The organism is Streptomyces sp. NPDC048275, assembly GCF_040652275.1.
Taxonomy (GTDB): Bacteria; Actinomycetota; Actinomycetes; order Streptomycetales; family Streptomycetaceae; genus Streptomyces.
The window spans coordinates 20893-33120 of sequence record NZ_JBEZLR010000042.1 but is presented as its reverse complement, the minus strand read 5'-3'; the positions used below and the strand labels follow the sequence as shown (position 1 = coordinate 33120).

Sequence of the window (12228 nt, the reverse complement as noted above, 5' to 3'; positions counted from 1 at the left end):
TACGGCGCCTTGCTCTCCCCGCGAGTGCAGCCTAGGGGGCGCCGTGGGGCACCCGCATCCGAGTTTCCGTCGCGGGGAGCCCGGTCCCCCACAAGATGACCAGGCTCGGCGCCGGGCATTTTGGCCGGGCCTGAAGGGCGAACCCGAGCTGGTGATGCCGCGTACGCCGCAACGCGATCAGATCCCGGTCCACGTCGTCCAGGAAGAAGAACCGCTCCAGCTCGGACCACGTCGCCCGAGGTCGCCCGTGCTCGCGGATCACGGCCGCGCGACCATGATCGTTCTCACCGATACTGACTGTTCCGTTGGCCCCCATGGCACTCCTGACCTGCGATGATCTCAAAGATGCAGAGATCGGGACCCATGTCTAGTCACGGATTTTCGGGATTTAACCGCACGGTCCCCGTCGCCTTCACTCGGAGTTCGAGCCTCAGCAGTGGCTCGGCCCCCTCGGAGACTGGAGAGCGACCATGAATACGCAACCGCCGGACCCTCACCACGCAAGCGATCCCCCGCGCCCCACCCGCAGCGGGCCCGTCCCCCGCTGGACGGCCAAGCTCAGACGGTCTCTGCACCGGACCCTGACCGAGCCGCCCACGCTGCGGCATGGTCGTGTCGGCGACATCGTGGCCCCGGGAGCACTCCACCAGTGGTGGACTCAGGTGTGGCGGACCGGCCTGGTCGCTGTGGTCGCCGGTGGAGTTCTGCTGAGCATGCTGCTCATCCACGGCAGTCCGGTGCCCGGGTTCAAGAGCGCCGCGGCAGGCTTCGACGCTTCCCGATCGGCAGAGCTGCGCCCCTTCTACACCCAGAAGATCACCTGGCATGCCTGCGGTACCGGCGTCCAGTGCGGTCAGCTGGAGGTGCCCCTCGACTACGCCGACCCGGATGGGCCCACGATCCAGCTGGCCCTCGCCCGCAGGCTGGCGACCGACCCGGACGAGCGGATCGGCTCCCTCGTGCACAACCCGGGAGGACCGGGTGGATCCGGTGTCGAGATGGTGCAGGGCTCGATCCCGCTCACCTCCGAAAAGGTGCACTCCCAGTACGACATCGTCAGCTTCGACCCGCGCGGTGTCGCGCAGAGCGCGCCGATACGTTGCGCACCTCCCGCGGAACCGGCCGACTACGTTTCGCTGGACATCACGCCGGACAATCCGGCCGAGGTCACCACGTTCGTCGAGTACCAAAAGGAGTACGGCGCCGCCTGCCAGGCCGGCTCCGGGGAGCGGCTGGCCCATGTCTCCACCCGGGAGACCGCTCGGGACTTGGACGTGCTCCGCGCCGCTCTCGGGGACGAAAAGCTGAACTACCTGGGCGTCTCCTACGGCACCGAAATAGGCACCGCCTACGCCGAGGAGTTCCCCGACCGGGTCGGCCGGATGGTCCTCGACGCCGCCGTCGACCCGCGGATCAACAGGCTGGACTTTCTGCGCGACCAGGCCGCCGGGTTCCAGCTGACTCTGGACGCGTTCCTGACCGACTGCGCCACCAAGGCGGACTGCCGGCTGGGCACCGACCTGCCCGGGGCCCGGCAACGCCTGAATGAGCTGCTGGCGAGCTTGGACCGCAAGCCACTGCCGGCAGCCGAGGCGGGCACCCTCGACAGGGACACCGCCGTGGGGGCCATCGGCCAAGCGATGTACAACAAGGAGGCCTGGCCCGCGCTGCGGGCAGCCCTGGAGCAGGCGCTGGCCGGCAACGGGGCGGACCTCGGGCTGATGGCCCTCTCCGGCGGCCCCGGCGGCAATTTCTCGGATGCCTTCGCGGCGATCAACTGCCTGGACTTTCCACCGGCGGTGACCTCGGCCGAGCAGATCCAGGCCCAGCTGCCCTCCTTCCGGAAGGCCTCGCCCGTGTTCGGAGAGTCGTTCGCCTGGGAGGCGCTGAGCTGCACGAACTGGCCGGCCAAGCCGGTCGGCACCCCGCATGAGGTCAACGCCCCGGGAGCGCCGCCGATCCTGGTGGTGGGCACCACCCGGGACCCGGCCACCCCGTACGTGTGGGCCCAGGGGCTGGCTGAGCAGCTGGACTCCGGGGTGCTGCTGACCCGCGAGGGCGACGGCCACAGCGGGTACGTCATGGGCAGCACGTGTGTCGATGACGCGGTCGACACCTACCTGCTCCAGGGGCGTCCGCCCGCGGACGGAACCCGGTGCGCCTGATCTGCTCGATCACGGTGCGCCGAGCCCCGGGCGAACATGCCGAGCCTGTGCCACGGATACGGATCCGCGGCACAGGCTCTTGGCGCGGTCGCTCCCCCGCACCGCCTCCGCCAGCCGCCGCGCCCCCTCGACCGAGTCGACGCCGACCCGTAGAGCGACCTCGTCGGCCAGTCGGCGCAGGCGTCGCGCCTTGCCGGCGTCGAGCCAGAGCGGGTACGCCACGAACAGATCGTCCGCTCCCGCCGCCGCGAACGCCTCCGCCTCGCTCGACGTCGCCACCGACAACCCGCGTGCACCCGCGCGGAGTTGAAGGCGTGCGATCTCGGCGCACTTGTGGCTCTTGGCGTGTGGCCGGAGGGCGAATCCGCCGGACCGTGCCGTCTCCGCCATCCGTGCGATGTTCCGGTCCATGACGTCGGCGTCGATGACGAGCACGGGCGTGACGAGCCCTTCGGGCAGTTGCTCCACCATGAATTCAGCCTCCCACGCCTCCAGTGGCTGTATATATTAGGCAGAAACCTAGGGATCCTAGGCGGCCAATCCATTCAGAGGTGGTCCCCCCATGGCTCGCGCCGGACTCACGACCGAACGCCTCGTCGCGGCCGCGGCCGATCTCGCGGACGAGGTCGGGTTCGAGAACGTCACCGTGTCCGCGCTGGCACGCCGGTTCGGGGTGAAGGACGCGAGCCTGTACTCGCACATCAGGAACATGCAGGAGCTGCGCTCGCGGATCGCGCTGCTCGCGGCCGGAGAGATGATCGACCGGATCGCCGCCGCCGTGGCCGGGCGGTCCGGCAAGGACGCGCTCGTCGCCTTCGCGGGTGCCTATCGGGAGTACGCCCTGGAGCGTCCAGGGCGGTACCGAGCCACGCACACGCAGCTCGATCCGGCTCTGGCCGCCGAGTCCGACGCGGGGCGGCGCACCGCCGAGATCACGTACGGCATGCTCCGCGCGTACGGCCTCTCCGAGCCCGACCTCACCGACGCCGTACGGCTGTTGCGCAGCACCTTCCACGGCTTCTGCAATCTCGAGGCGATCGGCGGCTTCGGCGCCCCCCGCGAGCTGCGGACGTCCTGGGAGCGGGCCCTCGACGCCCTGCACGTAGCCCTGGAGCACTGGCCACGACAGACAACGGAGGACGACGACCATGCCTGACTTCCACTACGACGTGCGCGGCAGCGGGCCCTTGCTGCTGATCATCCCGGGCGGCGCCGGTCATCCCATGGGCCTGGACGGCGCCACGGCACGCCTCGCCGAACGGTTCACCGTGGTGACGTACGACCCGCTCGGGCTGTCCCGCGGTGCCCTCGACGGGCCGATCGAGGACCAGCAGGTGGCGGCGTGGAGCGACAACGCCCACCGTCTCCTCGACTCCCTCCTCCCCGACGGCGAGTCCGCGTACGTCTTCGGCAGCAGCTCCGGCGGCATCGTCGCCCTGGACCTGCTGGCCCGCCATCCGGGGCGGCTGCGGCACGTCGTCGCGCACGAGCCGCCGAGCGTGGGCGTCCTGCCCGACGCCGCCCGGCAGCGGGCGATGATCACGGAGGTGTACGAAATCGGCCGCGCGGAGGGGGTCGAGGCCGCCGTGGCGCGGCTGAGTGCCGGGCTGGAAGGCCGGACTTGGGAGGGTGCGCCCGAAGCCGTGGCGACCGAGATGAACGCGACCACCCCGATGGGCATCTTCCTCACCCACGTCCTACGCCCCTTCACCTCCCACAGCCCGGACTTGGCCGCCCTGCGCCCCCTCGCCTCCCGGCTCACCCTCGGCGCCGGACACGACTCGCGGGGTCAACTCCCCTACCGCACCGCAGCCTTGCTCGCCGAACTCACGGGCGGCGACCTCGTCGAGTTCCCCGGCGGCCACCTCGGAATCCTCGAACATCCCGTCGCGTTCGCGGACCGGCTCATCAGCAGGTGTCGTTGAACCGTGACGGCGGACGCGGCGGGCGATCTCGCGGACCCCGGGTCCACGCTCCATGCGCGCCGGGGGAGCCTAACCGGTGATCGTTTCGCGGGGAAAGGGAAAAGAGGAAGCGTCCCGGGCTTCCGGAAATGCGTGTGAAGCGGCGTGCTCGCGCCTACAGCTGCCGGTCCCCTCGCCAGGTGATGGATGTCAGCGCGGCCGGACCACCATGTGCCAGGCCTTTGTACGTCACTGTCCGGACAGGGCCCAGCTCGTGCGCGACGCGTCTCGCCAAGTCCGTCCCCTCGCGGAACAGGCGTTGCCACTCGGCGTCGTACTTGCCGTCCTCCCGGTCGCGGACGTCCAGGTTCAGCGTGGTGTCGATGCTCTTCGCCCACGTGTACAGATCGGCGGCGAGGCTGTCGGACAGGTGCAGGGCGGCGGCGGGATCTTCGGGGAAGAAGTCCCCGAATCCGTCGGAGCGCAGCGGACCGAACGTGAACTCGCCTTCGACCGTGATGTGGAGCGGGTGCGCAGGCGTGCCGTGGCTGTCGCGCTCGTAGTGGAGGCGGTCGCAGCCCCAGCACACCCACTTCGATGTCCTGTGGCGCTCGTCCCAGTGGCGCACCGCCCCTGACGGCCCGAGGTGCCTGGCCAGTCGCTGGGCGGCCGCCAGGCCCTGTTTGACGTGCTTGCGCAGATCCGGGCGGGCGACGAAACCTTCCGGCGGGCGGGACAGTGACCATGAGCGCAGCGCGTCGGCCAGATCTTCCGGCAGGCTCGGCCCGGAGTCGTCCAACGGGACGTTGCGGGTGAACGTGCCGATGTCCTCGTACGCCCCGCCCGCATGTGGCTCGTACAAGGGAGACGGCTCGCCCTGGGCGCGCACGAGCAGGTGGCGTGGTTCCGCGTGGGTCGTGGCGTGGCACCGGGTGCAGGACCAGGTCCCCTCTTCCCACCGGGTCGACGGCACCGTCCACTGCCCCATCGCGCGCCCACACACATCGCAGTCCACGGCGCGATCCTCACACGCCGGCCGTTACGGCGTCGCGGCCACCCGGCAGGAGCCGGAGGCCGCGACGCCGTATCAGGTCAGCCGCGGTTCCTGATCACCTCACGGGATCAGGCCTTGCCTTTGGTGACGAGCCACTTGCCCTTGACCCAGTTGCCGACGGTCTCGTAGCCGGAGCGGAAGGAACCGAGCCAGTTCAGCGTCAGGTCGGCCTCCGCCTTGGACAGCACGGGGGTGTAGCTGTCGGCTTCGTCGGCCGGGCCGCCGGTGGTGTTCTTGGCGACGTAGGGGAAGGGGTAGACCGGGCGGGTCGCGGTGACCTTCCCGGCGGTGTCGACGGACTTGGTCGTCAGGCTGCTCGGGGCCTCGCCCTCGGTGACCCAGTCGACGATGGCCGTGAGCGCGTCGAAGGTGTTCGGGCCCTGGCCGCCGCCGCAGTGCGCGACGCCGGGGAGCAGGAACAGGCGGGCAAAGCTCTTGGTCGCCTCGGCCCCGCCCATGACCTTCTGTACGGCCTTGTAGTACGCCATGGTGCCGACGGCCGGGATGTGCTGGTCGCCGAGGCCGTGCCACAGGATGAGCTTGCCGCCGGCCGCCTTGAACGCCTTCAGGTCCGGGTCGGTGGCGTCGTACATGCCCTCGTTGGGCTGCATGATCTTCTTGAAGTAGGCGGCGGTGAACTTGACGTCCTTGTACGTCAGGGTCGGCTGCGGGCTGTCGAAGACCTGGTAACGGATGGTCTCCCGGACGAAGCTCATGTCGCCGGTGGTGCCGGTGGCCGTGGTCGGCACGATGATGCTCGCCCAGTTCAGCTCGGAGCCGCGCAGCTGGTAGCCCGGGTACAGCAGCTTGCCGTGCTCGTCGGTCGGGCCCGCGTAGATGCGGCGCAGGGTGGTGATCTGGTCCGCCGTCAGGCAGAAGTCCGCGGTCGTGGAGGTCTGTCCGGCCGCGCACTTGATGCTCGCCGGGTCCCAGTCGCAGGCCAGCGGGTCGGCGATGATCCCGTCGAGGGGTGCGTCGCAGCCCTTGAGTACGGCCTCGTGGAGGGGGGCGAGGTCAGCTGTGGTGAGGGTGGCCGGGCCGCCGTTAAGGAAGACGGACTGGGCGGTCCAGGCGTGCGAGAAGGTGTTCAGGGCGGTGAAGTTGTTGGCCGGGGCGCCGGCGATGATGCCGTCGAAGTCGGTCGGGTAGCGCTGGGCCTCGGTCAGACCCTGGTGGCCGCCCTGGGAGCAGCCGTCGAAGTACGAGTGGGTGGCGGACCGGCCGTAGTACTGCTTGATGATGGCCTTGGCCGCCAGCGCGAGTTCGTGATCGGACTTGTAGCCGAAGTCGGCGCGCAGCGTCGGGTCGGTGGAGAACAGGCCGCCGCCCTGGGAGTGGCCCTCGTCGCTGGACGCGACGGCGAAGGCGCCGGTCGTCAGCGGGACGCAGCCGCTGGAGGCGGGAGCGCTGTTCGTGCTCACGTTGCCGCAGAGGCCGCCGCAGCCGACCTGGAGGTAGTTGGCCTGCCAGCCCGCCTGCGGCAGGCGCAGCTGGAAGTGGATCTGCGGTGCGATGACGCCCTTGACGTCGCAGTACGCCCAGTTGCCGAGCGTGTTGCTGCCGGCGGCCACCTCCGCGGCGGAGGTGATCTCGAAGGGCACGTCGGGTACGGCGCTTGCCAGGTCCAGCGAGGCGACGCCCGCGCAGGACATGGCCGGTGCGATCCCGGAGGACGTGCTGCTCGACGAGATGGCGGCGGCCGAGGTGGAGGCGGAGGCCTGCGCGCTGTCGGTCGTGGCGGCGTAGGCGAGGGCCATGCTCGCGCCGGTCACGAGGGCGAGGGCGGCGGCGAGGGTGGCCATGAAGGTGGCTGATTTCCACCGACACCATCGGGACAGCATGGACATGCTCGGACTCCGTTCGATTCATCGTTGGATCGGAACTCGTGCCGGTCGGTCGGTCCTGCGGGGAGGTCGAGGCCGGTCGGAACCGTCCCCCGGGCATGCGGTGCCGTTCGCTGAGCAACGGGAGGTGAGTGCGCGGACAGGACCGCGGACAGGCAGAGGGGGATGCCGCGTCGACCGAGGTGGGGGGTGGGTGGGAGTTGCCGAAAGGTGGAGCGCAGGGGCCGACCGTGACGGCTCACGACAGGTGGGTATGGGTCTTCGCTGTCCGTCGCCTGCGGACTTCGTTCCCACGACGACACTCGCACGGGTCCCGCGCGACGCCGTCGACCCAGCGGTGCGGCCCTCCTTCCGCGACTCCGGCTCTGCGGTGGCGGTACGTCGAAGGAACGTAGCCTGGCGGCAATCTTGACGCAAGATGTGTTGACTGGATTGTTGACGATTATGTCGGCGAACGTTCGGACTGGCCGACCCCACCCAGAGCTCAACGGATCCGGTCGGCCCGCCCGGTCATGACGGCGTCAGCTCGCGCGCAGCCGGGCGAGCGTCGCGTTCAGGTCCGTGCCGCGCGGGCGGTTGTGCGGCAGCTTGCCGAGCAGTTGGGCCATGAGACAGCTGTCGCTGACCGCCGAGTAGACCAGGCCGCCCGCGATACCGGCCGACAGCAGCTGGAAGGCCGGGTGGACCAGGACGCCGAGGCCGAGGCCGGTCAGGACGAGGGAGCCGGCGGTGAACCGCACCTGGCGGTCCATCGCCCAGACCGCGCGCGTGCCACCGTCGGGGCGGTCCAGTTCATGGCCGGCGGCGGCCCAGGCCTTCGTGCCGCCCACGAGCGTGGCCGCGCCGACGCCCTGCCCGGCAAGGAGTCGGCAGGCGTTCTCGGAGCGGTTGCCGGAGGCGCACACCATCAGGAGGTCGCCGCGGGCGGCGGCCTCTTCGATCGCGGGCAGTGCGCGCTTGATGTCCTCGAGGGGGATGTTGAGGGCGCCGGGTACGTGACCGGAGGCGTACTCGGCGGGCGTGCGGACATCGATGACGGTCAGGTCGGGCAGCCGGGAGTGGGCCTGGGCGACGTCGAAGGTGATCGAGGTGGGCTGGGTGGGCTGGGTGGGCTGGGTGGGCTGGGTGGGCTGGTGGGACATGGGTGTCATCCTTGGTTGTCGACGACGCCCCAAAGGGGCGTAGCATACCCCTAGGGGTATTGCAGAGGAGTTGATCGTGGATCTGGATCTCGCGGGCGCCGAGCTGCGTTCCGTACTGAACCGACTGCGCCGGGCGCAGGGTCAGATCGCCGGGGTGATCCGGATGATCGAGGAGGGTCGTGACTGCGAGGAGGTCGTGACCCAGCTCGCCGCCGCGTCCCGGGCCCTCGACCGGGCCGGGTTCGCGATCATCGCCACCGGTCTGCAGCAGTGCCTGACCGACGTCGACGGCAGCGACAAGCCCGCCGAGGATCGCGACGCCATGCGCGCCCGACTGGAGAAGCTGTTCCTCTCGCTCGCGTGAGCGCAGCGCGTCGGGCCCGAGGGCCGACTCATGCTCGTACGACCATGTCGACAAGCATGAACACGGCCACCGCCAGCAGCACCACCGCGAAGATCCGTTGCAGTAGACCGCCGGACACCCTCGCACTGAACCGCTTCCCGTCCCAGGCACCAAGGACGGCCGCCCCGGCGAACGGGCCTATGACGGACCAGTCGAGCCCGTCGGCCGTGCCCGTGCGGGCCGCGAGGGCCGCCAGCGAGTTGACGGTGATGACCAGCAGACTGGTGCCCACCGCGAGCCGCATCCGCAGCCCGAGGACGCTCACCAGCGCCGGTACGGCGAGGAAGCCGCCGCCGACCCCCAGGAAGCCGGTGACCGCGCCGAGCCCCGCACCGGCCGCGGCGGCTGGGCCCGGCCGGACCTCGTGCTCGTCGCGGGCGGCGGCCCGCCGCCCGAGCATGCGCAGCGCGGCCAGTAGCGCGACGGCACCGAAGGCACCGGTCAGGACGGTTTCGGGGACCCGCGCCGCGAGGATCCCGGCGAGCATGGCCGGGACGACGCCCGCGGCGGCGAAGAGGCTTCCCGTCTTCCAGTGGACGTTTCCGTCGCGGGCGTGGGCGATCAGTGCGGTGACGGAGGTCGTGGTCACGATGACCAGGCTCGCGGTGGTGGCCACGACCGGGGTGAAACCGAGCAGATAGATCAGGGCGGGGACGGCCAGCACGCTCCCGCCGCCCCCGAGCGCCCCGAGCGCCAGCCCTATGACGGCACCGGCGGCCAGGGCGAGGACGAGAGAGCTCACGCCGCCGGGCCGCCGTCGACAGTGAGTCCATTCTCGACGGCCGCGTCGAAACCGTCGTCCACGGCGACGACGTCCCGGCCCACGGCATCGAGCAGGGAGGAGGCGATACCGGCGCGCAGGCCGCCCGCGCAGTGCACCCACACCTGTCCGGCGGGGATCTCGCCCAGCCGCCCGTGCAAGGTGTGGATCGGGATGTGGACGGACCCTTCGACGTGTCCGCCTGCCCGCTCGGAGTCCCGGCGGACGTCCAGGACGACGACGCCGCCCGTGCCCCGGCCCGCGAGATCGGCGAACGTGGCTCGGGGGAAGGAGGCCGGTGTCTCGCCGTCCCGGATCCAGGATGCGGGCCCGCCGACCGCCGCGGCGGCCGGGCGGTCGATGCCGACTCGGGCCAACTCGCGCTGTGCGGAGGCGAGTTGCTCCCGCGATTCGGCGAGCAGGGTGACCGGCTTGCCCCACGGGATCAGCCACGCCAGATAGGTGGCGATCTTCCCGTCGGCATCGAAGTTGAGGGAACCGGCGAGATGCCCCTCGGCGAAGGCGACACGGTGGCGCAGATCGACCACCCACTCCCCCGCGGCGAGCCGCGCGGCGATCTCCTCGGCGTCGGCGATCGCGGGCGCGGTCAGGTCGAGCGGCGCGGGACCGGCGGCATTGGCCGGTCCCATGTGCGCGTAGTACGCGGGCACGTCCTCCAGACCGGCCAGCAGCGCGGCGACGAAGATGTCGACGTCCCGCACGAGCGCCTCGTTGACCTCCTTCTCCTTGCCGATCGTGGTGGCGGCCCCCGTCGCCTGCGCGGCGGAACAGAAGCTGCCGAATCCGTGTGTCGGCAGCACGGGGGTCTCTTCGGGCAGGTCGGCGGCCAGGCGGTGGGCGGAGGCATGCTGGGCACGGGCGAGCCGTTCGGTGAGGCTCGGCTCGACGAGGTCGGGGCGGCCGACCGTGCCGATGAGCAGGGAGCCGCCGGTGAACACCGCGACGGCGATCCCGGACTCCTCCAGGACGTACGAGGTGTGGTGCGGCGTGTGCCCAGGGGTCGCCAGGGCACGCAGCGTCAGGCCGGAGTCGATCTCCGCCGAGTCACCGTCGTGCACGGCCGTCCGTGTGAAGGAGACGCGCGCGGCGGCCGGCACGAGGTAGGCGGCACCGCTGACGCGGGCCAGTTCGAGACCGCCGGTGACGTAGTCGTTGTGTATGTGCGTCTCGACGACGTGCGAGATCCGCACGCCCCGCCGTGCGGCCGCGGCGATCACCTGGTCGATGTCCCTCGGCGGATCGACGGCCACGGCCGTGTGCGCACCGCCCGCGAGATAGCTGCGGTTGCCGAGCCCTTCCAGCTCGATGGTGTCGACGAAGAACACCTGGCACTCCCTTCGCACGAAAAAAATTACCCCCGGGGGTATTCTGCTTTCGAGGCTAGCACGATTACCCCCGGGGGTATCCATCGAGGACATACGCCCCCTGGGCACCCGGAGAGAGGAGCCTTCACGCCGCCCACGCCCCCCCTCCGGCCCGGTGATTGAGACTGGTAGGCGCACATGTTGAGGCGCCGCGTCTTCGCCTGTCTTGCCATTGCTCCGGCTACTCTTCGTAGCTGTCGCTGGACGCGGCCCCGCGATCATGGAGACAGAGCGAGACGACGACAGGTCCGCTGAGACACCACAGCAGGGCGCCCGCGGCAGGGCATAGGCGCCAGCATGGCCAGGCGAGCAGTCACCACTCCCTCGCCATCACCGCGGCCCAGGCTGCCGGCCCCTGCCCGTCAGGTGAAGAACTACGATGGCAGGCCCGCGTACGGCTCTTGCAACGACGCGGACCGGGAGCTGAACCCGGACGCCACCCACACTCCCGCCCCACCCCGGCCGGCCCCGGCTGCACCAAGACCACGGTCACGGACCGTAATCACCCTGTCGGCTCCTCCAGGCTGCCGCAGGACGCCGGAGAGGGCAGAGTGGGGCCGTGGCGCGACCCGCCGAGCACGCAGGCGTCGGCCGTATCACTGCGGCCATCGGGCCCTTCCCACCGGCCGACGCAGGTCAGGAGACCACCCATGGCAGCAGGAGCGAGCAACACCACCGCGAATGCCGATTGGGGCAAAGCGAACTTCGACGACATCTACGACTGTCCCGACCCCCGCCCGTACTTCGCAACCCTGCGATCCCTCGAGTACCAGATACCCCACCATGGCCAGGCCGTCTTCCGGGCACTGGCCCATGCCCTGCGCCGGCTGCACCCCGACCGGACGCCACTGAACGTGGTGGACCTGTGCTGCTCCTACGGGATCAACACAGCTCTCCTCAACTACCGTGTCACTCTGCCGGACCTGTTCACCCGGTACACCTCCCGCCACCTCTCCGCCCTGTCGGCCCGGCACCTCGCGGCCGAGGACCGGACCTTCTTCGCAGCGCGCCGCCACCCGGAAGCCGCAACGGCAACAGGTATCGACTCGGCAGCCCGGGCCGTCGGATACGCCCGCGCCGTCGGCCTGCTCGACCACGCCTTCGCGGAGAACCTCGAAGTCACCGAACCGAGCCCCGCCCTGCGCCACACGCTGGCGGGCACGGACCTCGTCACCGTCACAGGCGGCGTAGGCTACGTCTCCACCCGGACCTTCACCAGGCTTCTCGCCTGCATGCCGACCCCGCCGTGGGTAGCGGCGTTCGTGCTGCGCACCGTGCCCTACCAGCCGATCGCCGATCTGCTCGCCCGCTCGGGCCTGGTGACGGAGAAACTGCCCACCCGTACCTTCCGGCAGCGCCGTTTCGCCGACAGCGCCGAACGGTACGCGGCGTTCGACGCCCTGGCTGTGAACGGACTGCACACGGCAGACAAGGAAGCGGACGGCTACCTCCACACCGACCTGTATGTCTCCCGGCCCGCTCCCGACATCGCGGCGCTGCCTCTCGCACGCCTGCTGTAACCCGAGGCCGAGGGTCCACAACCCAGAATCCAGGCACAAACCCTCGGGTTC

General features: G+C 70.5%; 12 protein-coding genes. 5 read left to right on the top strand and 7 right to left on the bottom strand.

What is annotated here, in order from left to right; genetic code table 11:
- Nucleotides 1-31: 31 nt before the first annotated feature.
- A complete protein-coding gene (locus AB0D57_RS24245; protein ID WP_362076560.1) occupies nucleotides 32-316 on the bottom strand; it encodes a DUF4158 domain-containing protein in 285 nt (94 codons plus the stop codon).
- Nucleotides 317-470: 154 nt separating this feature from the next.
- On the opposite strand from AB0D57_RS24245, the gene AB0D57_RS24240 reads away from it, so the two are divergent.
- A complete protein-coding gene (locus AB0D57_RS24240) occupies nucleotides 471-2165 on the top strand; it encodes an alpha/beta hydrolase (RefSeq protein ID WP_362076557.1) in 1695 nt (564 codons plus the stop codon).
- A 9-nt stretch (nucleotides 2166-2174) separates the two neighbouring features.
- On the opposite strand, the gene AB0D57_RS24235 is transcribed toward AB0D57_RS24240, so the two are convergent.
- The gene (locus AB0D57_RS24235) at nucleotides 2175-2636 is read right to left on the bottom strand and encodes an alanine racemase (RefSeq protein ID WP_362076554.1); all 462 of its coding nucleotides are present in this window, start codon (nucleotides 2634-2636) and stop codon (nucleotides 2175-2177) included.
- A gap of 91 nt (nucleotides 2637-2727) precedes the next feature.
- Between AB0D57_RS24235 and AB0D57_RS24230 the strand changes: the two genes are divergently transcribed.
- Both AB0D57_RS24230 and AB0D57_RS24225 read left to right on the top strand, forming a co-directional pair.
- On the top strand, nucleotides 2728-3321 hold the full coding sequence (locus AB0D57_RS24230; protein WP_362076551.1) for a TetR-like C-terminal domain-containing protein: 594 nt from the start codon (nucleotides 2728-2730) through the stop codon (nucleotides 3319-3321).
- Complete coding sequence (locus tag AB0D57_RS24225; RefSeq protein ID WP_362076548.1) at nucleotides 3314-4090, top strand: alpha/beta hydrolase; 777 nt, start codon at nucleotides 3314-3316, stop codon at nucleotides 4088-4090. Before AB0D57_RS24230 ends, AB0D57_RS24225 begins: the two co-directional genes overlap by 8 nt.
- 154 nt (nucleotides 4091-4244) lie before the next feature.
- On the opposite strand, the gene AB0D57_RS24220 is transcribed toward AB0D57_RS24225, so the two are convergent.
- The 3 genes from AB0D57_RS24220 to AB0D57_RS24210 all read right to left on the bottom strand — a co-directional run bounded on the left by AB0D57_RS24220 (nucleotide 4245) and on the right by AB0D57_RS24210 (nucleotide 8109).
- A complete protein-coding gene (locus tag AB0D57_RS24220; RefSeq protein ID WP_362076545.1) occupies nucleotides 4245-5084 on the bottom strand; it encodes a hypothetical protein in 840 nt (279 codons plus the stop codon).
- Nucleotides 5085-5191: 107 nt separating this feature from the next.
- Nucleotides 5192-6970 carry a tannase/feruloyl esterase family alpha/beta hydrolase gene (locus AB0D57_RS24215; RefSeq protein WP_362076542.1) on the bottom strand — a complete coding sequence of 593 codons (1779 nt, stop codon included), beginning with the start codon at nucleotides 6968-6970 and terminating at the stop codon, nucleotides 5192-5194.
- 518 nt (nucleotides 6971-7488) lie between these two features.
- Entirely contained in the window at nucleotides 7489-8109 is a 621-nt protein-coding gene (locus tag AB0D57_RS24210) for a rhodanese-like domain-containing protein (RefSeq protein ID WP_362076539.1), read from the bottom strand.
- A 76-nt stretch (nucleotides 8110-8185) separates the two neighbouring features.
- Here AB0D57_RS24210 and AB0D57_RS24205 point away from each other — a divergent pair, with 76 nt between their 5' ends.
- A complete protein-coding gene (locus AB0D57_RS24205) occupies nucleotides 8186-8473 on the top strand; it encodes a metal-sensitive transcriptional regulator (protein WP_362076536.1) in 288 nt (95 codons plus the stop codon).
- Nucleotides 8474-8501: 28 nt separating this feature from the next.
- Here AB0D57_RS24205 and AB0D57_RS24200 read toward each other — a convergent pair whose 3' ends face one another.
- The gene (locus AB0D57_RS24200) at nucleotides 8502-9254 is read right to left on the bottom strand and encodes a sulfite exporter TauE/SafE family protein (RefSeq protein WP_362076533.1); all 753 of its coding nucleotides are present in this window, start codon (nucleotides 9252-9254) and stop codon (nucleotides 8502-8504) included.
- Nucleotides 9251-10618 carry an MBL fold metallo-hydrolase gene (locus AB0D57_RS24195; RefSeq protein ID WP_362076530.1) on the bottom strand — a complete coding sequence of 456 codons (1368 nt, stop codon included), beginning with the start codon at nucleotides 10616-10618 and terminating at the stop codon, nucleotides 9251-9253. The genes AB0D57_RS24200 and AB0D57_RS24195 overlap by 4 nt, the downstream gene beginning before the upstream one ends.
- 689 nt (nucleotides 10619-11307) lie before the next feature.
- Here AB0D57_RS24195 and AB0D57_RS24190 point away from each other — a divergent pair.
- The gene (locus tag AB0D57_RS24190) at nucleotides 11308-12177 is read left to right on the top strand and encodes a hypothetical protein (protein ID WP_362076527.1); all 870 of its coding nucleotides are present in this window, start codon (nucleotides 11308-11310) and stop codon (nucleotides 12175-12177) included.
- The last annotated feature ends 51 nt before the right edge of the window (nucleotides 12178-12228 follow it).

Excerpts from the sequence above, each read along its gene's own strand:
- AB0D57_RS24245 (WP_362076560.1), bottom strand. The coding sequence starts at position 316 with ATGGGGGCCAACGGAACAGTCAGTATCGGTGAGAACGATCATGGTCGC.
- AB0D57_RS24240 (WP_362076557.1), top strand. The coding sequence starts at position 471 with ATGAATACGCAACCGCCGGACCCTCACCACGCAAGCGATCCCCCGCGC.
- AB0D57_RS24235 (WP_362076554.1), bottom strand. The coding sequence starts at position 2,636 with ATGGTGGAGCAACTGCCCGAAGGGCTCGTCACGCCCGTGCTCGTCATC.
- AB0D57_RS24230 (WP_362076551.1), top strand. The coding sequence starts at position 2,728 with ATGGCTCGCGCCGGACTCACGACCGAACGCCTCGTCGCGGCCGCGGCC.
- AB0D57_RS24225 (WP_362076548.1), top strand. The coding sequence starts at position 3,314 with ATGCCTGACTTCCACTACGACGTGCGCGGCAGCGGGCCCTTGCTGCTG.
- AB0D57_RS24215 (WP_362076542.1), bottom strand. The coding sequence starts at position 6,970 with ATGTCCATGCTGTCCCGATGGTGTCGGTGGAAATCAGCCACCTTCATG.
- AB0D57_RS24210 (WP_362076539.1), bottom strand. The coding sequence starts at position 8,109 with ATGTCCCACCAGCCCACCCAGCCCACCCAGCCCACCCAGCCCACCCAG.
- AB0D57_RS24190 (WP_362076527.1), top strand. The coding sequence starts at position 11,308 with ATGGCAGCAGGAGCGAGCAACACCACCGCGAATGCCGATTGGGGCAAA.